Genomic DNA, 23,311 nt, shown 5'->3' on the forward strand with positions numbered 1-23,311 from the left:
TGGGGGCTTTTTTTTGTTTAATTTTCAATTGGTTTCATATAATGTTTATATATAGATAAAACATTTGATATTTCTATGAGTAGTAGTTTTGGAAAAATTTTTCGTGTTAGTACTTTTGGAGAATCACATGGTGGTGCAGTAGGAGTTATCCTTGATGGATGTCCACCTAAGTTAAAAATAGATATAAATCTAATACAAAATGAATTAGATAGGCGCAGACCTGGCCAAAGTGACATTACAACACCCAGAAATGAAGAAGATAAAATTGAAATATTAAGTGGGATAAAGGAAGGTTTAACACTTGGAACTCCAATAGCAATGTTGGTAAGAAATAAGGATCAAAGACCAGGAGATTATAATAATTTGGAGCAGGTATTTAGACCTTCTCATGCAGATGGTACATATCATCTGAAATATGGAATTCAGGCAAGTTCTGGCGGTGGAAGAGCCTCTGCTAGAGAAACAATTGGGAGAGTAGCTGCTGGTGCTGTAGCAAAACAATTATTAAAAACCTTCTCTAACACTGAAATACTATCTTGGGTAAAGCGTATACATGATATTGATTCTGATATAAATAAAGAGAAGATTTCTCTCAAAAAAATAGATTCTAATATTGTTAGATGTCCTGATGAAAAGGTATCAATAGAAATGATCGAGAGAATTAAGGAATTAAAGCGTCAAGGAGACTCTTGCGGCGGTGTTATTGAATGTCTAGTAAGAAATGTTCCCTCTGGTCTTGGAATGCCTGTTTTTGATAAATTAGAAGCTGATTTAGCAAAGGCTTTGATGTCTTTGCCTGCCACGAAAGGCTTTGAAATAGGTTCAGGTTTCTCTGGAACTTACTTAAAAGGAAGCGAACATAATGATGCCTTCATCAAGTCTGATGATACTAGTAAGTTAAGAACAACATCAAACAATTCAGGCGGTATACAGGGCGGAATAAGTAATGGTGAAAATATCGAGATGAAGATAGCTTTTAAACCTACAGCAACCATCGGGAAAGAACAGAAAACAGTAAATGCTGAAGGTAAAGAAGTACTTATGAAAGCAAAAGGGAGACACGATCCATGTGTTCTACCAAGAGCAGTTCCCATGGTTGATGCTATGGTAGCTTTAGTTCTTGCTGATCATTTGCTTCTAAATCATGCTCAATGTGACTTAATAAATAAGTAGTAGTTTTGTTGAATAAATTATATTTATCCTTAACTTAATTATTTTTGAGCCATTCATATATTTTTAGATCAAATTTTTTATTTTTGATAGCTTTATCTCCAATTACGACTGCTTTATAACCTAAAGATTTATAAGTTTCTAAATCATTGATTGATAGTCCTCCAGCAGCAATGAAATCAATATTTTTATAGTTGAGTATATTTATCGAACTATCTTTACTTTTTATTGGGTAAATTTTGATAATGTTGCAATTTAAATCTATCGCTTCCTTAAGATCTTTTAAATTATTAATTCCAGGAATTAATAAATAATTTTTTGACTGCGCATAATTGAAAAGATCTTTATCCCAAAATTTCATCATCGAAAAATTTAATCCAATTTTTAAAGAATCTTCTATTGATTGCTTATTAACTATGGAGGCAGAGCCTAAATTAATCCTTGGATATTTAATTTTGATATCGGATACAAAATCGAACCAATTTTTGTCGTTAGACCAACTTATTTCAATATTCTTTAATCCTAATTGTACTAAGTTTTCTAATTCTGCAAAAAATGAATTTCTCATATAGGTATTTGAGTAAATATTATTTTCAGGTTTTATAAGTAAAAAAAAAGACCCAATTTTCAGGTACTCCGAAAAAGAATCTTCTTTATTATTCATTAAAAATTTAAAATTTCGCGTTAAATATAGTTTGCGACTTTTACTTCTGAGCGGTTAAGCAAATCTTGGATATCTTCAGTGTCTATAGTTTCTCTTTCAATTAGCATTTGAGCCATTTCGTCTAGAACAGTTCTGTTATCTGATAAAACTTTTGTAGCTCTCTTATAGGCAACATCAACAAGTTCTGAGACCTCAACATCAATAGTTGCGGCGGTGTCTTCAGAGAAGTCTCTTGTAGAGCTCATATCTCTTCCAAGAAACATTCCTCCTTGAGATTGACCTAAAGCGACTGGACCTATTTTGTCACTCATACCGAATTTAGTGATCATTTGTCTTGCTACATTAGCAACTTGCTGTAAGTCATTTGAAGCTCCAGTTGTAACTTCTTCTTCTCCATAGACTATTTCTTCGGCAACTCTTCCACCAAGAGCTACAGCCATTTGATTTTGAAGGTAAGAACGAGAGTAAAGACCAGATTCCATTCTTTCCTCACTTGGAGTAAAGAAAGTTAAACCTCCAGCTTGACCCCTTGGAATTATTGAAACTTTTGCTACGGGGTCATAATCAGGCATTAATGCTCCAACGAGTGCATGACCAGCTTCGTGATAAGCAACTAATTCTTTTTTCTTATCACTGATGACTCTATCTTTCTTTTCTGGACCTGCCATAACTCTTTCAATGGCATCGCCGACTTCGTCATTACTTACTGTATCTAAATCTTTTCTAGCTGCTAGTATTGCTGCTTCATTTAAAAGATTAGCTAAATCTGCACCAGTAAACCCTGGTGTTCTTCTAGCGACTTTATCTAAATCAACGTCTTTTGAAAGTGTTTTGTCTTTTGCATGAACATTTAATATCTGTAATCTCCCAGCGTAATCTGGTCTATCTACTGTGACCTGTCTATCGAATCTTCCTGGACGCATTAAAGCTGAATCTAAGACATCAGGTCTGTTAGTGGCAGCAACAATTATTATTCCTGAATTACCTTCGAAACCATCCATTTCGGTTAAGAGTTGATTTAATGTTTGCTCTCTTTCATCATTTCCTCCGCCCATACCAGCACCCCTTTGTCGACCAACTGCATCTATTTCGTCAATAAATACAATACAAGGAGCATTCTTTTTAGCTTGTTCAAAAAGATCTCTTACTCTGCTAGCTCCAACTCCTACAAACATCTCTACAAATTCAGAGCCAGATATTGAGAAAAAAGGTACACCTGCTTCTCCAGCTACTGCTTTTGCTAATAATGTTTTTCCTGTACCAGGAGGGCCAACAAGAAGAACTCCTTTTGGAATTTTTGCTCCTACTGCGGTAAATCTATCTGGACTCTTAAGGAAATCTACAACTTCTGTGAGTTCTAATTTTGCACCTTCCACACCAGCAACATCTGAAAAAGTTACTTGTGTAGATGGTTCCATTTGCAGTCTAGCTTTGCTTTTACCAAAACTCATGGCAGGGTTGCCACCCCCAGCATTACCACTTTGGGATCTTCTGAAAAGAAAAAATAGACCTCCAATCAAAAGTACTGGAAAAATTAAGCTACTAATAGCCTGTTGCCATGGATTAGCTAATTTTGTAGGAGTTACAGCTATATCTACATTATTCTCAGTAAGTATTTTTAATAAATCTTTGTCAGGGGCTAAATTGACTTCAGACCTGCTCCCATCATTTTCAACAACTTGAGCTGTGGCATTATCTGGAGATATTAGTACTCTGCTTATTTCTTTATCTTGTACTGCTTCTATAAAATCACTATATCTCAAGGTCTTTGTAGAATTTTCAGTACTAGGTTTATCAAAAACTGAAGTACCAATGAAAATTACTGTAATAACGGCTAGGACATAAAGTCCTACGTTTCTCCAACGTTTGTTCACGATAAAAAATCTTTAATAAATCTATAATACTAATAATAAAACAATATTAGGAGCGTCTTAGAACATCTACTACACTTTTGAATGCAAACCATTCAGGAATTGGTTCGCCGTTCCTCAATTTCTTTCTAAATTCAGTACCACTAAGTTTCATAATTTCATAATTAAATTTTTCAGCTTCTTCAGCTGTTATGTATCCTTTTTCCTTCGTATAAACTAAATTTTTTGAAGGAACAGTTTGCATCATCAATTCATCTGCACACTTATTCGCAAAATTCTGGGCGTCATATGGACCATAAAAATCTTCACCAGTTGATGAAGACTTACAACCAGCCATATCTCTACCAATAATAAAGTGGGTACAGCCGTAATTTCTTCTGATTATCATATGTTGAAGGGCTTCTCTTGGCCCTGCCATATGCATTGAATAAGGTAAAAAAGCCCATTTTATTCTTTCATCAGATATTTCCTCTTCTAATTCTTTGTAGGTTAAATATCTAACTTTTCCAGGAATATCATCTTGTTGAGTTGGCCCACAAGTTGGATGGACTAAAACAACTGAGTTAGAGGAGACATTATCTGAAAGTAAAGCATTAGTAAATAATTCATAATGTGCTCTATGAATTGGATTTCTGCATTGAAATGCAACTACATCATGATTTGATGGCAGTGTAGATCTAACTTCTTCAGGGGTTTTGCAGGGGAATTCTCTAATTGGTAGTTCGAAACCATAAACTCTTCCTCCGATATAAAATCTACCTCTCTCGTTAAAAATCATCTTAACAGCTGGATGATCTAAAGAATTAGTACCATAACAAAGTTCAGCTTCTAAGGATTTGTCAGGCTCCCATTTAGAGCTAACTTCTAAAACTGCTATTTTTTGTTTTTTATAGGTAAGTAATATTGTCTCTCCAGTTTTTACACTTTCATTATTTGAATCAAATACAATAGGCAATCCAAAAAGCAACCCGCTTGTATTTCTATTATTTTTAATGACCGAATTGTAGTTATTTTCATCCATAAAACCTTCTAATGGAGAAAAAGCTCCAACCATCAAAAGTTCTACATCGCATGCATTTCTCTCGCTACATTCAAACTCATAAGTAGCTTTAGAAATAAGTTCATTTTTAAGGTTCTTATCTTTGATAATTAAATTTTTTAGTTCCCCTCCATAAGGTGGTATGAGTCCATTAGTATCTGTTTTAGTTTTTTGTTGTAATTCCATTTTTAAAATTGATAAAGAAAAATTTTGAAAAAAAAAGAGGGGTTTAACCCCCTTTTTCTTTTGAGTAGGATTTATGCCTTTCTACCGTAAAGCTCCCCGATTATTTTTACATCAAGTGGATCCTTTGAACCCATATCTGTATCTGAAGGTTGGATTGCTTCAAAAGTTCCAGCAAATTCGTCTGTGTCAGAATCTACATTGTTGATTGAAAGAGTAATAACGCCAGTACCGTTTACATCAACTTTAATATTTTCTTTTGCAAGTTCTTCGTCATCGCCTCCTAATGCAACTAAACCTTGAGCATATTCAACACCAGTATTTTTAGCTCTTGCCTTAGGATCGAGAAAGTCACCAGTTCTGTAGTTAGGTGTAAATGTTGAACCACTAACCTCAGTGCCTGGCTCAATTGATGAAGGTAAATCAGCTGTAAGATCTTTTGCTGAGAATGCAAATGGCACCTCTAAACCACCAGGAGTTAATACAGTAATAAGTTGAAAATCAATACCACCTTTTTCAGTGAAAGTTCCTGAATCTATATCTCCATAAACTTCTGTCACTGTGGTGTTATTTCTAGGACTAATAATTTTTGTAGAAACAAATTCTGCAGCTTTTCGCTTTGTCCCTGGCACTTTTACATAAACTTCTGTTGGATGCATGCATATACCTTTAAGGCTATCTCCATTCCCTAAAGATATTGATCCGACAAGAGATGAGTCTAATGTAGGGCAATCATTAGCTTTTCCTGTGTTAACAACATCTGTGAATTGTGCATTTCCTCTTTCAGAAAAAGCAAATGTTTTAACAGGTACGAAAGCAAAAGTTATACAAATTGAAATAACAAAAGCTAAGAAAGAACGAATTCTCATAATTAAAGTTGCAGTAAAGTTCTGTGACGATAGATTAAAGGTCATCTAATAAGTTCAGTACGGATATTACAAGGGAAAGGACCATAAAAGATAGAACTATTAAATCCTCGAAACAACCCGTAGCTTTTTAGATTTTAAAAAACTGGAATTATTTTAAGCTATCACATTATTTTTAATGATTAAGATTACAAAAAAATACAAATTAAAAAAATTTTTTTTATTTTTTTAATGAAATAATTTGGGTTATTAATTTATTTGCTAAATCAATTTTTGATGTTTTGTTAATATAGTGTTCCATATTATTAGTATCGAATAACCAACCTTCATTTTGTGCCAAAAAGCCAAATCCTTGGCCTTCAAGATCAATTGGATTTGCGAATAGATAATCACAACCCTTTTGGATAATCTTCTCTTTAATTGTCATTCGTGCTTCTTCTATAGATCCTGTAAAAGCACAAAAGCCTACAAAAACTTGGTTATCTTTTTTTGATTTACTAATTGTTTTTAAAATATCTGGGACTAGCTCAAAGTTTTTATTCAGATGAGCATTAATTTGATTTTTTGGAATTTTAGCTGAAGTATCAGAGGTTATTTTGAAATCAGATACTGCTGCATTCATGAAAAAATAATCGCAATTTGATATTTCATTATTAAGTGCCCTAATTAAATCAACACTAGTTTCAATTTCATATCTTTTTATTCCATCAGTAAGATTCTTATCGATTTTCAGAGGGCCATGTACATATTTTACTTGTGCTCCCCTGAACCTCGCTACTTGAGAGAGAAGTAGGCCCATAGCTCCAGAACTTTTGTTAGTAATATGTCTTGCCGCGTCAATTTTCTCTGAGGTACACCCTCCAGTTATTAAAATTTCTTTATTAAGTAAATCTTTGCGATATTCATTTTGTTTATGTGAAGCTATAAATTCAAGAGCTAATTGGATTAGATCATTAGGAGGTATCTTACCGATGCCAATAGCATCACATGCTAAGAGGCCTTCACTTGGTTGCAAAGACAAAACATTTTCGTAATTCTGTAAATTCTCATAATTTGTTTGGACAGCTTTATTCAGCCACATTTGTGTATTCATTGCTGGTGCAACAATAATGGGCTTTATATTTGCTATTAAGATGCTTGGGATTAATCCCTCTGCATTTCCAGTTACCCATTTTGCTAATGTTGTCGCTGTTAAAGGAGCGATGATTAAAATATCAGCCCAATTACTTAGTTCTATGTGAAGAGGTGTTGATTGACCATCAGACCATTGATCATTTTCTAAAATGCACTGGTTTCTGCTCAAAATAGAAAGAGAAAGCGGCTTTATTAATTTTTCTGCATTTTTTGATAAAACACATCTTATTTCATAATTTTCTTTCGCTAATTGGCTAACTAATAATGGAATTCTTACAGCTGCAATACTTCCAGTTATTAATAAAAGAACCTTTATTTTTGAGTCCGTACTTTTAGTTTTCATCGAAGGGTTCCTGATCGAGGAGATGGGTATAATTAGTCGTTAATTCAGGCCTATTGATTGCAAGAGCCCTCAGTAAGTGCCAGTCTTTTAAACCATCAAATGGACTATTATAATTATCTTCCTCAAGCCTTTTAGCAAGCTCAAAGGTCATTTCTTCATCAAAAGAATTTACTAGTTCCTCACTTATTTTATTTTCAGAAATGAATTTCATATTGAGTAAAGTCAATATACCCTAATAATAAAGCCTCAAGTAATTATTTAAAATTGATATAAGAATTAAGTACATATTTCAAGGATATGATAATTTTCAATTTCATAATCTTTTCAAATTGTTGTTAGGTCATTTATCTTCATTCTCAGTCATAAATATGAAAACTCTCCTTTTCAAAAATATTCTTTCTTAGAATATTTGCAAATATTTATATCATGTCGCAAACCAAAAGAGAGCAAGTCATTAGTCACATACGCTATTTAAGGCAAGAGCTCAGAGAAATGCATTTAGGAATAAAAGAAGATGACCTTTTCCCTGAGCCAGGCGAATTAAGAGGGTTGATGGCTCAGTTGGAAGCGTTACTTGAATTAATAGAAGGAAATACTAAAATTCAATCAAACTCAGAAGCAGCTTAGTTTAATGCAAAATGGTTGTTAAACCTCAAAAGACAAAATTTCAGCTAAAAATTGTGGAAAATATTCAGACAATAAGTATTTGGGCTAATAATCCATGGCGAAGATATTCAACATCATTGATTACACTTTTAATCGGATACTTTTTTGGAAGTTCTCTTGGTATGGTAAGTGCTGTTGTGGAACTCATGGATCCAGTAGCCGCTTTTTTATCAGTAGTTTTTATTGAGTTTTTAATCGTTTTGAGAAGAAATTTTAGATTTGAAAGGAAAAAGAAATTTTTAGTACTTTTATTAGATTCTTTAAGATTAGGATTATTTTATGGTTTCTTTACAGAAAGTCTTAAGTTGCTATAAATTTACTTGTTGTGTTTCTGTAATAAATAAAGCAAAGCCATTCTTATAGGGATACCATTTGCAACTTGATTATTAATTAAGCAATTAGGATATTTATCTACCACTTCGCTGCTAATTTCAATATCTCTGTTAATGGGACCGGGATGTAGAATTGGAATTTCTTTTTTATTTAAAGATAATTTCTCTGGGGTTAAGCCATAATCCAAACTATATGAATCAATGCTACTTAGTAAATTTTCCATCATTCTCTCTTTCTGGAGTCTTAAAACAATAATCGCATCTGCAATTTTTATTGATTCTTCTAATGATCTAGAAATTGTTATTGAACCTCTTGATTTAACAGGATCTTCTGTTTGATTTGGCGCGGGGGTTTTTAAAAAATTGATAAATTCATCAGGTATTAATGTCTTAGGACCACATAAGATTATATCGGCGCCGAATGCACTCAAAGCCCAAAGATTTGACCTGGCAACCCTTGAATGATTAACGTCGCCAATTATTAAAATTTTTTTGGAATTTAAAACCTCTGGATTCAGTGTTTTTTGGGAAAAGAATTTTATCAATGTATAGATGTCAAGCAATCCTTGGCTGGGGTGACTATGTAATCCATCTCCTGCATTAAGAACCGAAGTCTTGGCATTTATTGCATCAAGTTTTTTTGCGATTTCAAAGGTTATGTAACTTGATGAATGTCTGATAACTAACGTATCTGCCCCCATAGCAGAATAAGTTATGGCTGTATCAATTATTGTTTCGCCTTTTGTTAAAGAGCTGGAGGATGGCGCAAACGTTTGGACATCAGCAGAAAGTCTTTTTGCTGCAAGCTCAAAACTATTTTTTGTTCTTGTACTAGCTTCAAAAAATAAAGACGTTACCAAAGTCCCTTGTAAGGCCGGTAGCTTTTTTGTTCCTGCATTCTTTAGTGCATCAAATCTATTAGCTAATTCAAATACTGACTCATAATCTTTAATTGAAAAATTAGCTAGGGTGTGGATATGTTTATGAGGCCAAATTTGCATTACGCTTAAAAAGATAAATGATTATTGAAATTTAGGTGTTCTGTCACCTTTTAATCTTTTACTTACACTCCTACTATTTTTGAGATACCAACGCCATTTTATATTTTTTGCCTTTGATATGCCAATTCTCGTAGTTTGAATGAGATCTTTTTCTTCTAGAGTGGATTCTCGTGGAGAAATCCATAGAGATTTGTTATTAAGAACTTCAAGTGAGTTAAATGAAATGTCTACTCTGAATGTTTTAGTTACCAGGCCAGGTCCAGAAGCTAATCTTTCATTCTTATTAGAAATAAAAACTGATCTTATCAAGACACCACTCGCAAAATTTTCTTTATCAGTAACTATGTTTAAACAATGATGGATGCCATAAGATTTGTAAATATAAAATGTGCCAGGTTTGCCAAATAATGATTTGTTTGATTCAGTCATTTTGCGGTAGCCATGACAGGCCTCTTCTTCCTGTGAATAAGCTTCAGTTTCAACAATAATCCCTTTAACTTGATCTATCTCATTATTTTTTTTTATGAGGTGACAGCCTATTAAATCAGGTGCAACAAGTTTAGAGTGCCGATAAAAAAAATTTTTTGGAAATAATTCTTCTTCTATTTTTCAATACCTATCTAGTAACATATTTAGCTGAGAAAAATAATTAAGGCTATTAATTGATATTGATTTTCAAAAAGATGTGATTATTTTTTAAATTATTTGAAATTCAAAGGATATGTAAATAAGTTGTTCTTTATAAACTATTATTTAATAAGAAAGAAATTAAAGGTATGACAAAAATAACTAAAGAGGAAGTAAAAAAAGTTGCTCATTTAGCGAGATTAGAACTTAACGAGTATGAAATTAATAATCAGGCAGAACAATTAGAAAAGATATTGGACTATATAAGACAACTTGAAAAAATTGATACAGATGATGTCCCCTGTACAACGAGAGCTATAGAAGTTGTAAATGTATTTAGAAAAGACGAAAAGAAAAATTCTGATTGCAATGAAGAACTTTTAGAATTGGGTCCATCGAGAGAAGATAAATATTTTAAAGTACCAAAAATTATGAATGAGTGAGAAGGTTAGTTGCTTCCAATAAATGTTTTGTTGACTATCTTTAATAATAATTTTTTTATTTTAAATCCTGGATATAAATTTATGATTTTTCTTATTTTCCCCCTCTTTTTGCTATGACTCCTTACACCTATTAATAAATCATAAATAAAGTTAAAAATGTCTTCTTTACTTTCAAATATCCCAACCCTTTGAGGGGAGCCTTTTTTATCTAATAAAGGCTTAGTTTTTTCATAAGCTATTTTGTATTCAAACCAAGGAATCGAAGGCCAAAGATGATGAATGAGATGGTAATTTTGTCCCATTATTAATAAATTCATAAATTTGCTTGGATAAACTCGAGAATTTATCCATTTATTTCTTGATCGAAATGGTCTATGGGGTAAATAATCAAAAAATATTCCTAAAGTGACCCCTACCATTAATGCTGGGCCGAACCATAAATTATAAATTAAATTCATAAAGTCAAATTTCAAACCTGCCAAGATAATTGTTATGAATATGGATCTTTCAATTCCCCATTGTAGTAATTCATATCTTCGCCAGAGTTTTCTTTGAAAGAAAAACAACTCATGATAAAAAAATCTTGGAGCAATTAGCCAAATTGGACCAAAAGTACTGACAATATGATCTGGATCATTTTTGGGGTGATTTACGTGAATATGATGTTGTAAATGAACTCTTGTAAAAACTGGGAAGCTAAACCCCAATAGAATAGCCGAGCCATGACCCATTGCTTGATTTATCCAAGGAACTGGATGAGCAGCTTTATGACAGGCATCATGAATAACAGTACCTTCAATATGTAAAGCTAAAAAAGCAGTGGCTACAAGTAAAGGTAAAGGCCAAACACCTCTATACCATTGCCATATGCTAAGAAAAGCGAGAAAATAACCGCCAAAAAATAAACCTAATGTTGGATTCCAAAAACTTGGCGGATCTACGTAATTTTTAATCTCTTTTTGCCAATTAAATGTTTTTGAAGAATTAGTATTTTTCGTTGTATTTTTACTGGTTAAGTTTGAAATCGTTTCTTTTACTCTTTAAACAATATAACTAATATTTTAAGATGATTGTATGTTCAAATATAAAAAAATTATTTTAGGAGATTCTTAATTTAATTTTAATGTGTCAAATTAATCATCTTAAGAAAAAAAATTTTTAAAATAAACCTCTTTCAATTATTATTTTATTTAAGCGGTCGTGGCGGAATTGGTAGACGCGCGAGTTTTAGGTACTCGTATCTTCGGGTGTGGGAGTTCAAGTCTCCCCGACCGCACTTAAGGAAATTCTGATAGATAGTTTGTTTATTGATATCAACTCTTATACTTTAATTAAGTAGTTAATTTAATGAATAGTTTGATATTTTATTTGGGAACTTTTTATATTTTAGTGGGCACCATTTTTCTTACTGTACCGATAATTTATCTTGAGCTCGGTAAACCAAAAGACTTAATAAAAGCTTTTTTAAATTTATTAATAGGTTTGATATTAATCATTAAAAATAAAACAATAGATGAATCATTTTTTGTAATTCTCCTTTTTTTAACGGTGCTAGTTGTTTTTTATCTAGTAGAGCTTTTTTTATCTAGATGGTACCAATTGACAGATAACGAAAAGAAAAAATTAATTACCTTTTTGGAGTTTAAAAATAACTTTTTGAAAATATTAGAATCCATAAATCTGGTATTTGGTGATTTAACGAAACCTTCAAATTTTTTTAATTTTGGTAGCAATAATAAAAATACAACCCAAAAAAAGTGGGTAAGGAATGATAAAAATGATAATATAAAAGTCTGAAATCAAAAAAAAATTGCTTATTTGAAACATCTCCAAAAAATTACATGTCAATTAAGGAAGAATATAATGAATTAGATTTATTTAAATAATTCTTTTGATCACCAATATTTTTTATATCGTTGTATGAAATCTCAAAATAGCAAAGAACAAAAATCAGAATTTTCTTATAAAGAGACTCTAAATTTACTAAAAACTGACTTCTCAATGCGTGCTAACTCAGTTGTAAGAGAACCCGAGATTCAGAATTTTTGGGCAGAGAACGATATTGATTTCAAATTAGGTTCAAGTAATTCTGGAGAAATATTTACATTACATGATGGTCCTCCTTATGCAAATGGAGCGCTACATATGGGTCATGCCCTTAATAAAGTTTTAAAAGACATAATAAATAAGTACAAAACCTTAAGGGGATTTAGGGTGCATTTTGTACCAGGTTGGGACTGTCATGGATTACCTATTGAATTAAAAGTTCTTCAGAATTTAAAATCTCATGAAAGGAAGAATCTTGATACTCTAAATTTAAGAAGAAAAGCAACAGATTATGCTCATATCCAAATTAATAACCAAAAGGAGGGTTTTAAAAGGTGGGGCATATGGGGAGATTGGAATAACCCTTATTTAACTCTTAAGAAAAGTTATGAATCTGCTCAGATTGGAGTATTTGGGAAAATGTTTTTAAATGGCTATATCTATCGAGGTCTTAAACCTGTTCATTGGAGTCCAAGTTCAAGGACTGCACTTGCAGAAGCAGAATTAGAATACCCTGATGAACATTATTCAAAAAGTATTTATGTTTCATTAAAAATCACTAAAATACCTAAGGAAATTCTATTAAATTTCATCCAAGAAAATCTTGATATAAAAAAAGATTTTTTTCAAAATAATTCTTTCATAACTATTTGGACCACTACTCCTTGGACCATACCTGCAAATGAAGCTGTTGCAGTAAATCCAAAAATAAAGTACGTGTTTGCTATCGATGAAGAGAAGCGAATTTACCTTTTTGCTAAGGATTTATCTTCTGAAATAAGTAAAAAATTGAATAAAGATTTCAAGGTGCTTTTAGAAGTTAAAGGCTCCAAATTGGAAAATATTGAATATCAACATCCCTCTAAGAATAAAAATTGCAGAATTGTAATTGGAGGAGATTATATAACTACAGAATCAGGGACTGGAATTGTTCATACTGCACCTGGTCATGGGATAGATGATTTTAATGTGGGTCAAAAATATGATTTACCAATAACATGTGTGGTTGATGAAAAAGGTAACTTAAATGAATATTCTGGTCAATTCAAAGGATCAAATGTTCTAAAAGATGCAAATGATTTAATTATTGAACATTTAAAAGGAAATAATTTGCTTCTAATTAAAGAAAATTATAAGCATAGATATCCGTATGATTGGAGAACCAAAAAACCAACTATTTTTAGGGCAACAGAACAATGGTTTGCATCTGTAAATGGCTTTAGATCATCTGCATTAAAGGCAATAGAAGATGTTGAATGGATGCCAGAGACTGGAAAGAAAAGAATTTATTCTATGGTTGTTGGTAGAGGAGATTGGTGTATTTCTAGACAAAGGTCATGGGGAGTCCCTATTCCAGTTTTTTATAAAAAAAATGGTAATGATATTCTCCTTAACAAAGAGATAATTAATCATATTCAAGAACTTTTTAGTGAACATGGAGCAGATATTTGGTGGGATTGGGATGTCAAGAATCTTTTGCCAGAAAATTATGCAAAAGAATCTGATTTATGGAAAAAAGGAACAGATACAATGGATGTTTGGTTCGATTCAGGATCTAGCTGGGCCGCAGTATGTGAACTAAGAAGTGAATTAAAGTATCCAGCAGATCTTTATTTAGAGGGCTCAGATCAACATCGAGGATGGTTTCAGTCTTCTTTGCTAACATCTGTTGCAGTCAATAATAAACCTCCATATAAGAAAGTTTTAACTCATGGTTTTGCACTTGATGAAAACGGAAGAAAAATGAGCAAATCTTTAGGAAATGTTGTTGATCCAAATATAATTATTAATGGAGGTAATAATAAAAAAACTGACCCTGCTTATGGTGCTGATGTTTTAAGGCTATGGGTAAGCTCTGTAGATTATTCCGTAGATGTTCCAATTGGTTCAAATATACTCAAGCAACTTTCAGACGTTTATAGAAAAGTTCGTAATACTGCAAGATATCTACTAGGTAATATTCATGATTATGATCCTAAAATTGATAGTTTTGAAATTGATCAATTGCCTCTCTTAGATCAATGGATGTTAGGCAGATTAGTTGAGGTTACAGATCAAATATCAAATGCTTATGAAAATTATGAATTTTCAAAATTTTTCCAAATCTTGCAAAGTTTTTGCGTAGTAGATCTATCAAATTTTTATTTGGATATTGCGAAGGATAGGTTATACGTAAGTTCTAAATCACAATTTAGGAGAAGATCTTGTCAGTTCGTCATGTCAAAAGTTGTTGAAAATTTAGCTGTACTTATTTCTCCAGTGCTTTGTCATATGGCTGAAGATATTTGGCAAAATATTCCATATGCAACTAACGAAAAATCAGTATTTCAAAGAGGATGGCCAATATTTTCGGAGTCATGGAAAAATCAAACACTTAATGAACACATTGCAAATTTAAGAAATTTGAGAGTTGAAATTAATAAGGCAATAGAAGGATGTAGGAACAAACAAATAATCGGCGCAGCTTTGGAAACTGAAGTTAATTATTTACCTGAAGATAAAGCTTTAAAAGATTCTCTTACTTGGCTAAAAGAATTTGGCAATCAAGAAGTAGATTTATTTAGAGATTGGCTTATAGTTTCAAACTTCCAAGTGGTATCTGATTTGGTTGAGAATTCTCTGATTATAGATAACAATGAACTTGGTAAAATTCAAATTATGAAAGCTCAAGGTCAAAAATGTGATAGATGTTGGCATTATCAAAAAGAAACTTTTAATGGAATCCAAAATACAAAATTATGTAAACGGTGTTCAAATATTATTAATTTTGAATTTATTTAAATCCAGTTTTTTTGATTCAAAAAGAAAACTGAGTTTTGATTTTCTCTTATAAAATTTTCTTCGGTTTCTCTTAACGGCGCTTTATAAAGTTTAAAGTTTGTAATTATATAAGTAAATGCTATTACTTTTTTTTCTGAATCTATTTCGATTGGATGAGTTGTTGAGCTACTGTAACCTCTGAAAATAAGTATTTCTAATTGTTCTTTTTGATTTTTTTTTAGAATGAATCCCTCTAGTTTAAGTATCCTATCAGGTATTTCTGAACTTATTTTTTCAAGACTATTTATTAAATCAATTTTTGCCATTTTCTGAGAAGCAGGAGTTTCTTCCATTTTTAGGTAATTTGATTATTGACCATTGAATAAGGCCTAAAATATAGATTAATAATGAAAATAATCCTAAGAATTTTGATATCGTCTGGGTAAAGTTAGCTCCAAAGAAAAAATTAAATAAATTTTTTATAATAATATATAAATTTGAAGAAGGCTGAAGCCATATTCCACACGCATCCGAATTAATAAAAGAAAAACAGTTGAGGTTTTGTAAACTCTGAATAAAGAAATTGAGAGATATAAAAGTTATCGTCCATCTCCATATTTTTGTCGTTGTGACAAGGGAGTAAGAAAAATCATATTCTCTTAATTCATCATTAATATCGTTCCAAAACCAAACTGAAACTGTCATTAATAATGTTGAAATATTTGTTATCACAAGAGCATAATTATACTTTCCTATTAAAAGTAAAAGGCTTATAAAAAATAAAAGGGATATTTTCCAATAAATTGATAGAAGTTTAATAACTGCTTTATTTCTTTTTTTAATTGACCAGAAGGATAGAGTAACAGGAATACCAATAATGAAAATTATTGAAAGTTGAAAGGATAGCCAAATAGAAAGTTGATTAAAAACGTTCAAAACTTTTTCTTTTTAAATACATAATAATTAAACATCAAACTCTGTTATTTTTGAACTTACTATTGTCATAGTTATGAATATTATGCATCCTTATATTATTGCATAGGAATATGTTGATAATTGTATGAGACAGCATGTTAATCCCCTTAGTAGTAATTTCAATCAAATTGAGAGAATACCTTCTTTGAGCGAAATGTTTTGTGATTCTAAATCGAATCTTCATTTGGATATAGGTTGTGCTGCAGGTGAGTTTCTATTTGATTTGGCTTTAGTTAATACCAGTTGGAATTATTTAGGAATTGAAATTCGTGAGAAGTTAGTTAAAAAGGCTAGAAAAAAATTGGTTGAAAGAGAAATTAAAAATCTATATTTTATATTTGGTAATGCTCATAATATTTTGAATGATGTCCAAAGTAAATTTATTCTCAAAAATCTAAAAAGTCTTTCTTTTAATTTTCCCGATCCATGGTTTAAAAAGAGACATTATAAAAGGCGTGTAATTCAGCCAGAATTTATTAATAATCTTTCAAATTCATTGCAAAAAGGAACCTTGATTTCTGTAAAAACGGACGTAAAGGATTTATTCGATTATATGGATTACACCATATCGAATAATTTCTATTTTAAAAAAATAGATAAAAAAGATATTAATTATTCTGAAAGTTTTAATCCAAATAATTTTCAAACTAATCGGGAAAAATATGTGATTATTAACCAACTTGATATTTTTGAAAGGATTTATATAAAAATTTAACTCATCATTAATTTGTTATTTTATCCATTTCTAAAAAGAGTTTGTTTGTTATTTCGCTTGATAAAGAATCAACTTTCTTGGGATTTTTGGCCTCAACTAGGACTCTAATAACGGGTTCTGTGCCGCTAGGCCTTATATAAACTCTACAATTATCCGAATATGTTTCCTGGAAAAACGATATTGTTTGATCAATCAACATTTTGGTTTCTGGATTTAATTTATTAATATTAAAATTTAGTTTGATATTAGTTAGTTTTTGAGGATAAGGTTCGAAACTGCTTTTAAGCCAATCATTTAAATGAATATTTTTCTTTTTACAAAATTTAGAAATTTGAAGTGCAGTCAATATCCCATCTCCAGAAAAGTTATTAATTTTTGAAAGTATATGACCTGACTGCTCACCTCCTAAAACTGCTCCTTTTTCCTTAATTGCGTCATGCACATGTTTATCTCCTACATTAGTTCTATATAAAATTCCTCCAATTTTCTTCCAGGCTTTTTCAAAACCTAAGTTTGCCATTTGCGTTGATATTAGTAAATTATTTGTGAGAATTTTTTGTTCCAAAAGTTCTCTTCCCCAAAGAAAAAGAATGTGATCTCCATCTAAAACATTCCCTTTTGAATCTATGCCAATTACTCTATCAGCATCCCCATCGAAGCTAAAACCCATATCTGCAGGACTCTCTCTCAATGCTTTTTTTAATGGTTCGAGGTTAGTAGAACCACAATTCATATTAATTTTTAATCCATTTTTAGAGTTATTGATAACTCTTACATCAGCACCAAGAGATTGGAAAATATTTTTTGCGCATGTTACTGCTGATCCATAGCATGTGTCTAATATTATTCTTAACCCGCTTAGATTTTCTCCACCCATTGTTTGGATTAGGCTTTTGATGTAAATATCGATGAATTCTTTATTTGTATTTCGGGGGATCACTTTTTTAGGAACTGAAATATTATGACTTAACTCTGCAATTAATTTTTGAATTTTATTTTCAAAATATTTGGTAATTTTTTGACCATTATGATCAAATATTTTTATGCCATTATATTCTGGCGGATTATGACTTGCAGATATCATGATCCCACTACTTAGGTTTTCTTGTTTGATTAAAAAAGGTATAGCTGGGGTAGGGCAGATTCCAAGATTTATAAATTCTTTACCGCTATCGTTTATACCTTGAGTTATTGCCTGAAGAATAATATCTCCACTAATTCTTGTATCTCTTCCTATTATTATTGGACTTTTATTCTCTAAGATCGAACCTAAAGCATATCCCACTTTGTAGGCTAGTGAATAGGTTATCTCTTCATTAAATCTTCCTCTTATTCCATCAGTTCCAAAGATTGATTGCATAATTAGATTTCAGGAATTGAAGAAATTTTGATAATTATTTATTTATTATTTTATCAGTTGATTAAAAGCTTATCGATTTCAATTCTCTTTATTTGTTTAACTTATTTAAGATGTTTTTAGTTAGTAATTTCTTAATAGTGCAATCTGAGAGTCGAGAGCAAATTTTAAAGACAAATTTAAAAACAATACTGATTTTAATCATATCTATTGTTATCATTTCAATGTTTTTGTTCAGAAATTTCTTTTTTAAATCAACTTATCTTTTAAAGAGTTTTGGAGAATTGTCCGTTGACCCTGAAATAGCTTTTACAAATAATAAGCCCACATTTCTAGAATTTTATGCTGAGTGGTGTGAAGTTTGTAAAGAAATGGCTCCACAAGTTTCTGCTTTTAGAGATGAATACGAAAAAGATATTAATTTTGTTTTTTTAAATGTTGATAATCAAAAATGGGGTAATTACATCCAAAAGTTTGCAGTCAACGGGATTCCTCAAGTTAATCTTTTTGATAAAAAGGGTAATCTAATATCCACTTTTGTTGGTAAACAAGATGAAATAAAAATAAGAGAATCCATTAATAATTTAGAAAACGAAGAGAAACCATATGAGGAAATTATTAATGCTGAATTTTCAACAATTCAAGAAAATAAAAATAATGAGGTTAATCCTCGAAGTCATGGATAATTTTTACCATTCTAAAGATTTTGATACAATTGGAAAACTTTGTTTAAAAATAGACTTGCAATTTTGGGCTATAGACTTGTGTTCTTTTTGGGTGCCGTGAGCTGATCTTAAATGAATGTAATGGATCCACGATCTGCATGATCCAGACATGTAGATTCTTGTTGGAGTTGCTAATGGTAAAACAAATCTCGCACATTCTTTGGCCACGCCTTCAGCAAGTAAATCTTCATATAATTCTGAAGCAGCCTGAAAATGTAAATTAATTTTTGCATTGAATCTTTGTTTTAAATCATCAGGGAGATCAGGAATTGAATTTTGCCTGTTTTTAAAATCTTGACGCCTTAGCTCAGGTAAGGGGATATTACCCAATTGAGAACTATCTGCATATCTTTGTGAAAATTCCTGGAAAGTAAATGATCTGTGTCTCAAAATTTGGGCAGCGATTCCTCTGTTAGTTTCTATTTGTAAGGTCATAAATGATTGTTCAAAAACACTCCAATGTTCATTTTTAATGCAATAACTCAATAATTTCGAATAGTCTTCATTTTCCTGATTTTTTGGATTACTAACTCTTGCAATGTAAGCCATTGTTTTTTCTGCATCAGGAGTTAGCGAAATTAGTTCAACTTTACTCATTTTAGATCTTTGCAAGAGTTACTTTTTCTGGTTGGTTTTGATATTTACCTCTTCTATCTTCGTAGGTTGTAGAGCACGGATCACCTTCAAAAAAGAGTAGTTGGCAAATACCCTCCTCAGCATAAATTCTGCAATCAGCACCTGAACTGTTACTAAATTCTAAAGTTAGATGACCTTCCCAACCTGCCTCTGCGGGCGTTGTATTCACAATAATTCCAAGTCGCGCGTAAGTACTTTTGCCTATACAGATTACAGTAATATTTTCTGGTACTTTCATCTTTTCTAAAGCAACTCCTAAACCATAGGAGTGAGCAGGAAGAATAAAAAAGTCTCCATCCTTATCATTGTGAAGAACAGTTTTCTCTAAATTATTAGGATTAAACTTTTTGGGGTTCATCACTGTCCCGGGGATATGTCTGAAAATTAGGAATTCTTTAGATGAAAGTCTTAAATCATAGCCATAGGAGGAACATCCGTAACTCAAAACTGGCTTTTGTTTATTGCCAGGCTCAAGATGTCTCACCAAATTTGATTGAAAGGGTTTAATCATACCTTCCGAAGCTTTTTGATTTATCCAGAGATCATTTTTTAACATTGTTTTATGAGCGAAGTTCGGTAATTTGGTTAGCCATTAATAATAAATCTTTAGGTATATCTGTACCAGTAAGAATTACATCTCCTGATATAAATCGGTTTTCAAGTGTTGAAATCAAATCATCTTTATTGATAAATTTCATATCAATAGCTAAAAAAATTTCATCAAGAATGATTTGGTCATTCTCTCCAGACTGTAGTTCCCTTTTACAAAAATTCCATAATTTAATAGTAGATTCATAAACAGATTTTCTTAAAGTTTTATTCTTTTCAATTTCTTCAGAATTATATTGATCAAATGAATGCGATGATCTTACCCAGGTCAAATTACCGCATAGCTTTACTGCATGATCAACTCCTTGATTGACCCCTCCTTTCATAAATTGTATTAGTAGCACTTTTCTACCAAGAGCAGCATTTCTTAGAGAGTCTCTAATCATAGATGTGTAGCTACCTCTATATGAAGATTGATAGATTTGAATTTGTCCGTTTTGTGGAAATTTTTTTAGGTTATTTTTGTTAGCAGTATTTGTTTTTACAACATCAAGGTTACCTTTGGAATAGATATGAGATGAACTAATTACCATTATTTAGATTCTTTCTATATGCAGTATAATTAGAATCTAATAACGCTGCATATAGTGTAATTTTACTTAAAAAAGGTTTAAGCAACTTGAAACTTACTGAAAAAAGCTTGTTGATAAACTTATAAGAATTGAAAATTGTTACTGTTGATACAAGATATTTTAGGGTGTCTCCTTAAATTTTTTAATAGTCAAGATATTTATGATACCTGCTTCACGAGGATTCAACCGCTTTAGTTCGCAACAATCCGGACAAAGTAAAATTAACTCTGTTGGAGAACGTTTTCCAATCAATAGAACTTTAATGGAAGTTATTAAAGGTCTAGATGGTGCAAGCACAGAAATGGTTGAGAGATCTAAAACAATATTTTTCCCGGGAGATCCTGCTGAAAGAGTTTATCTTATAAGAAGAGGAGCAGTAAGATTGTCAAGAGTTTATGAGTCAGGTGAAGAAATAACTGTTGCTCTCTTAAGAGAGAATAGTCTCTTTGGTGTTTTATCTCTTCTTACAGGCCATAGATCCGATCGTTTTTACCATGCTATAGCATTCACTAGAGTTGAAATGATTACAGCACCTGCAAATTCTGTTTTAAGAGCAATAGAGGAAGATGCATCAGTAGGACTATTACTGTTACAGGGGCTTTCAAGTAGGATCCTGCAAACTGAAACAATGATAGAAACTCTTACACACAGAGATATGTCTTCTCGTTTAGTAAGTTTTTTAATGGTTCTTTGTAGAGACTTTGGAGTTGCAGGTGAAAAAGGTATTACGATAGACTTAAGGCTTTCACATCAGGCAATTGCTGAAGCGATAGGTTCTACAAGAGTAACCATTACAAGATTATTGGGTGATTTAAAGGATTCAGGGCTTCTTAATATTGAAAGAAAAAAGATCACAGTATTTGATCCAATTGCTCTTGCAAAAAGATTTAATTGATTCATCATAAATTATGATGTATTGAGTATATGGAAAAGTGTGGCTTGGATTTTAATTGTTTTTTTAATATTACTCGGGGGATTAATTGCACCATTTGGGGATATTCTTGGAACAAAGATTGGTAAAGCAAGATTTAGTATCTTAAAATTAAGACCGAAAAAAACAGCAACTATAATAACTATTTTTACCGGTGGATTTATTAGTTCAATATCAATAGGGTTATTGATTTTAGTAAGTGAAGAATTTAGACAAAGGCTTTTTGTTGATATTCCTTTTTTGCAAAAAACTTTAGATGAAAGTAAAAAGGCATTAATCCCTTTACAGGAGGAACGAAAGGAACTTGAGGGTAAAATTATTCAAAAAGAAAAGGAGTTAAATCAATTAAAAAATAATATTAAAGAATTTAGGAGAGGAAATATCGTTATTAAAAGAGGACAAACTTTATTTATTGCTGAGGTTGATTCCAGCTCAAATATAAAACTTGACTTGACAAAAATTTTTAATGAAGCTGATAAATTTGTTAGAAAAATTGTTATCCCAAATAATAAACAAGCAAGAAATATTCTTTTGTGGAGACCCAGTGATATTAAAAAAATTGAGACAATAGCTGCTAGCGGTGGTAACTGGGTTTTATTAATTAAATCAGCAACAAATGTTTTAAAAGGAGATAATTATGTTTTTGTATCTCCAGATTTATTAGAGAATAAATTTATAGTAAAAAAAGGTGATGTTATTACAAGTGCTAATCTGGTAGCAAGTGAATTAAATAGTAAATCAATAAATCTAAAAATTAAATCATTGCTTAGAGAAACAAGAGATGAAATTAAGTCAAAAGGATCACAAGTTACTGAAATTAATACAAGTGGAAATTTTGTAAAAAAGATTAGAGACTTTCTTAAAGAAAATCAAAATATCAAATTTAAGTTGGAAGTAGTATCTTTAAGAGATAGTAAAACTGTAGAACCTATAGTCGTTGAAATTAATATTTTAAAGATTGCAGTTTAAATGTCTAGAGTAATAAGTATTGACCCCGGAAAAAGTAAATGTGGCTTAGTCTTAGCTGAAATAAGTGAAAAAAAAGTTAATAAAGCGATAATTCTTAAAAGTGAATTAATTGGGAATTATGTCAGAAATTTGATTACTGCTGAGGACATATCAAAAATTATTATTGGCAATGGGACCACCAACAGGGAGATTAGAGAAAAACTAGATTTTTTTAAAAAAGAAATAATAACTTTTGAGGAAAAGAATACTACCTACAGGGCTAAATCAAGATATTTCGAACTGTTTCCAATAAGAGGTCTCAAGTTTTTAATTCCAAGAGAGGTTTTTATTCTTAATAAAAACCTTGATGCGATATCAGCTTTAATAATTTTAGAGGATTATTGCAAAATGAAGTTTACTTTGAATGAAAATCTAGATTTTAAAACTTGGCTGAAATAGTGAACTTATACTCATTCCCCGTTTCAAGTTCATAATCTTTTTTCAGTAAAAATTTCAATAAGGCATTCTCAATTAATGCTCTTCCTAAAGGTGGATTTACCTTTAATAGACCTTTATTAAAGGAGTATATAAACGTCCATTCAAATTGACTAGCTTCCACAACCCCCTGAATTTGCTTTTTTGAGAAGCAATATTCCTTAACACTCACATTTGCAATAGTTTCAGGTTTTGAACGCATT

At 31.3% G+C, this 23,311-nt stretch carries 27 protein-coding genes and 1 tRNA gene; 12 read left to right on the forward strand and 16 right to left on the reverse strand.

The features are described 5' to 3' along the window. The first annotated feature begins 75 nt into the window (after positions 1-75). Positions 76-1,173 carry a chorismate synthase gene (aroC, locus tag AMO19_RS04510; protein WP_075507503.1) on the forward strand — a complete coding sequence of 366 codons (1,098 nt, stop codon included), beginning with the start codon at positions 76-78 and terminating at the stop codon, positions 1,171-1,173. A 34-nt stretch (positions 1,174-1,207) separates the two neighbouring features. Here aroC and AMO19_RS04515 read toward each other — a convergent pair whose 3' ends face one another. The 6 genes from AMO19_RS04515 to isiD form a co-directional block, all read right to left on the reverse strand. After that, a complete protein-coding gene (locus AMO19_RS04515) occupies positions 1,208-1,834 on the reverse strand; it encodes a bifunctional 4-hydroxy-2-oxoglutarate aldolase/2-dehydro-3-deoxy-phosphogluconate aldolase (RefSeq protein WP_075507504.1) in 627 nt (208 codons plus the stop codon). A gap of 20 nt (positions 1,835-1,854) precedes the next feature. Beyond that, complete coding sequence (ftsH, locus tag AMO19_RS04520; protein WP_075507505.1) at positions 1,855-3,708, reverse strand: ATP-dependent zinc metalloprotease FtsH; 1,854 nt, start codon at positions 3,706-3,708, stop codon at positions 1,855-1,857. Between the two features lie 46 nt (positions 3,709-3,754). Then, on the reverse strand, positions 3,755-4,930 hold the full coding sequence (sat, locus tag AMO19_RS04525) for a sulfate adenylyltransferase (protein ID WP_075507506.1): 1,176 nt from the start codon (positions 4,928-4,930) through the stop codon (positions 3,755-3,757). A gap of 71 nt (positions 4,931-5,001) precedes the next feature. Continuing rightward, positions 5,002-5,796: a photosystem II manganese-stabilizing polypeptide gene (locus AMO19_RS04530; protein WP_025890347.1), complete on the reverse strand. Its 795-nt coding sequence runs from the start codon at positions 5,794-5,796 to the stop codon at positions 5,002-5,004. Positions 5,797-6,013: 217 nt separating this feature from the next. Next, positions 6,014-7,270 (reverse strand): bifunctional phosphopantothenoylcysteine decarboxylase/phosphopantothenate--cysteine ligase CoaBC, encoded by a 1,257-nt coding sequence (coaBC, locus tag AMO19_RS04535; protein ID WP_075507507.1) that lies wholly within the window; start codon positions 7,268-7,270, stop codon positions 6,014-6,016. After that, a complete protein-coding gene (isiD, locus tag AMO19_RS04540) occupies positions 7,260-7,481 on the reverse strand; it encodes a protein IsiD (RefSeq protein WP_025922826.1) in 222 nt (73 codons plus the stop codon). The genes coaBC and isiD overlap by 11 nt, the downstream gene beginning before the upstream one ends. Positions 7,482-7,696: 215 nt before the next feature. On the opposite strand from isiD, the gene AMO19_RS04545 reads away from it, so the two are divergent. Both AMO19_RS04545 and AMO19_RS04550 read left to right on the forward strand, forming a co-directional pair. Then, positions 7,697-7,897, forward strand: a complete 201-nt coding sequence (locus tag AMO19_RS04545) for a hypothetical protein (protein WP_025890350.1) — start codon at positions 7,697-7,699, stop codon at positions 7,895-7,897. An 11-nt stretch (positions 7,898-7,908) separates the two neighbouring features. Further along, positions 7,909-8,250, forward strand: a complete 342-nt coding sequence (locus tag AMO19_RS04550; RefSeq protein WP_075507508.1) for a DUF565 domain-containing protein — start codon at positions 7,909-7,911, stop codon at positions 8,248-8,250. A 2-nt stretch (positions 8,251-8,252) separates the two neighbouring features. On the opposite strand, the gene AMO19_RS04555 is transcribed toward AMO19_RS04550, so the two are convergent. Beyond that, positions 8,253-9,269, reverse strand: coding sequence for an aspartate carbamoyltransferase catalytic subunit (locus tag AMO19_RS04555; RefSeq protein ID WP_075507509.1), 1,017 nt, complete (start codon positions 9,267-9,269; stop codon positions 8,253-8,255). Between the two features lie 21 nt (positions 9,270-9,290). Further along, a complete protein-coding gene (locus tag AMO19_RS04560; protein ID WP_075507510.1) occupies positions 9,291-9,875 on the reverse strand; it encodes a DNA-3-methyladenine glycosylase in 585 nt (194 codons plus the stop codon). Between the two features lie 170 nt (positions 9,876-10,045). On the opposite strand from AMO19_RS04560, the gene gatC reads away from it, so the two are divergent. Beyond that, complete coding sequence (gene gatC, locus AMO19_RS04565) at positions 10,046-10,339, forward strand: Asp-tRNA(Asn)/Glu-tRNA(Gln) amidotransferase subunit GatC (protein ID WP_075507511.1); 294 nt, start codon at positions 10,046-10,048, stop codon at positions 10,337-10,339. A 5-nt stretch (positions 10,340-10,344) separates the two neighbouring features. On the opposite strand, the gene AMO19_RS04570 is transcribed toward gatC, so the two are convergent. Further along, positions 10,345-11,292: a fatty acid desaturase gene (locus AMO19_RS04570; protein WP_257008961.1), complete on the reverse strand. Its 948-nt coding sequence runs from the start codon at positions 11,290-11,292 to the stop codon at positions 10,345-10,347. A gap of 241 nt (positions 11,293-11,533) precedes the next feature. Here AMO19_RS04570 and AMO19_RS04575 point away from each other — a divergent pair. The 3 genes from AMO19_RS04575 (at position 11,534) to ileS (ending at position 15,166) form a co-directional block, all read left to right on the forward strand. Beyond that, positions 11,534-11,615, forward strand: a tRNA-Leu gene (locus tag AMO19_RS04575). 71 nt (positions 11,616-11,686) lie between these two features. Continuing rightward, positions 11,687-12,136 (forward strand): hypothetical protein, encoded by a 450-nt coding sequence (locus AMO19_RS04580; RefSeq protein ID WP_075507513.1) that lies wholly within the window; start codon positions 11,687-11,689, stop codon positions 12,134-12,136. A gap of 123 nt (positions 12,137-12,259) precedes the next feature. Then, on the forward strand, positions 12,260-15,166 hold the full coding sequence (ileS, locus tag AMO19_RS04585; RefSeq protein ID WP_075507514.1) for an isoleucine--tRNA ligase: 2,907 nt from the start codon (positions 12,260-12,262) through the stop codon (positions 15,164-15,166). Here the strand turns inward: ileS and AMO19_RS04590 are convergent. Continuing rightward, positions 15,163-15,498: a DUF7734 family protein gene (locus tag AMO19_RS04590; protein ID WP_075507515.1), complete on the reverse strand. Its 336-nt coding sequence runs from the start codon at positions 15,496-15,498 to the stop codon at positions 15,163-15,165. The genes ileS and AMO19_RS04590 overlap by 4 nt on opposite strands. After that, entirely contained in the window at positions 15,458-16,081 is a 624-nt protein-coding gene (locus tag AMO19_RS04595; protein WP_075507516.1) for a DUF3177 family protein, read from the reverse strand. The genes AMO19_RS04590 and AMO19_RS04595 overlap by 41 nt, the downstream gene beginning before the upstream one ends. Before the next feature lie 124 nt (positions 16,082-16,205). Here AMO19_RS04595 and trmB point away from each other — a divergent pair, with 124 nt between their 5' ends. Beyond that, positions 16,206-16,835 (forward strand): tRNA (guanosine(46)-N7)-methyltransferase TrmB, encoded by a 630-nt coding sequence (gene trmB / locus AMO19_RS04600; protein ID WP_075507517.1) that lies wholly within the window; start codon positions 16,206-16,208, stop codon positions 16,833-16,835. Positions 16,836-16,842: 7 nt separating this feature from the next. On the opposite strand, the gene glmM is transcribed toward trmB, so the two are convergent. Further along, on the reverse strand, positions 16,843-18,195 hold the full coding sequence (gene glmM, locus AMO19_RS04605) for a phosphoglucosamine mutase (protein ID WP_075507518.1): 1,353 nt from the start codon (positions 18,193-18,195) through the stop codon (positions 16,843-16,845). 137 nt (positions 18,196-18,332) lie between these two features. On the opposite strand from glmM, the gene AMO19_RS04610 reads away from it, so the two are divergent. Then, positions 18,333-18,878 carry a thioredoxin domain-containing protein gene (locus tag AMO19_RS04610; protein ID WP_075507581.1) on the forward strand — a complete coding sequence of 182 codons (546 nt, stop codon included), beginning with the start codon at positions 18,333-18,335 and terminating at the stop codon, positions 18,876-18,878. A gap of 3 nt (positions 18,879-18,881) precedes the next feature. On the opposite strand, the gene thyX is transcribed toward AMO19_RS04610, so the two are convergent. From thyX to AMO19_RS04625, 3 genes are read right to left on the reverse strand one after another with little or no spacing between them, the layout of a single operon-like run. Then, positions 18,882-19,514 carry an FAD-dependent thymidylate synthase gene (thyX, locus tag AMO19_RS04615; protein ID WP_075507582.1) on the reverse strand — a complete coding sequence of 211 codons (633 nt, stop codon included), beginning with the start codon at positions 19,512-19,514 and terminating at the stop codon, positions 18,882-18,884. Between the two features lies 1 nt (position 19,515). Then, a complete protein-coding gene (gene dcd / locus AMO19_RS04620; protein WP_075507519.1) occupies positions 19,516-20,109 on the reverse strand; it encodes a dCTP deaminase in 594 nt (197 codons plus the stop codon). 4 nt (positions 20,110-20,113) lie between these two features. Continuing rightward, positions 20,114-20,695: a cob(I)yrinic acid a,c-diamide adenosyltransferase gene (locus tag AMO19_RS04625; protein ID WP_075507520.1), complete on the reverse strand. Its 582-nt coding sequence runs from the start codon at positions 20,693-20,695 to the stop codon at positions 20,114-20,116. A gap of 199 nt (positions 20,696-20,894) precedes the next feature. Here AMO19_RS04625 and ntcA point away from each other — a divergent pair, with 199 nt between their 5' ends. Genes ntcA through AMO19_RS04640 form a run of 3 tightly spaced genes read left to right on the forward strand, consistent with a single transcriptional unit; the run spans position 20,895 to position 23,072 of the window. Then, on the forward strand, positions 20,895-21,629 hold the full coding sequence (ntcA, locus tag AMO19_RS04630; RefSeq protein WP_025971688.1) for a global nitrogen regulator NtcA: 735 nt from the start codon (positions 20,895-20,897) through the stop codon (positions 21,627-21,629). 21 nt (positions 21,630-21,650) lie between these two features. Continuing rightward, complete coding sequence (locus AMO19_RS04635; protein WP_257008960.1) at positions 21,651-22,634, forward strand: DUF3084 domain-containing protein; 984 nt, start codon at positions 21,651-21,653, stop codon at positions 22,632-22,634. Further along, positions 22,635-23,072, forward strand: coding sequence for a hypothetical protein (locus tag AMO19_RS04640; RefSeq protein WP_075507521.1), 438 nt, complete (start codon positions 22,635-22,637; stop codon positions 23,070-23,072). Here AMO19_RS04640 and AMO19_RS04645 read toward each other — a convergent pair. Beyond that, a complete protein-coding gene (locus tag AMO19_RS04645; RefSeq protein ID WP_075507522.1) occupies positions 23,053-23,310 on the reverse strand; it encodes a DUF3146 family protein in 258 nt (85 codons plus the stop codon). The genes AMO19_RS04640 and AMO19_RS04645 overlap by 20 nt on opposite strands. Between the last annotated feature and the right edge of the window lies 1 nt (position 23,311).

The organism is Prochlorococcus marinus, assembly GCF_001180245.1.
Taxonomy (GTDB): domain Bacteria; phylum Cyanobacteriota; class Cyanobacteriia; order PCC-6307; family Cyanobiaceae; genus Prochlorococcus_A; species Prochlorococcus_A marinus_F.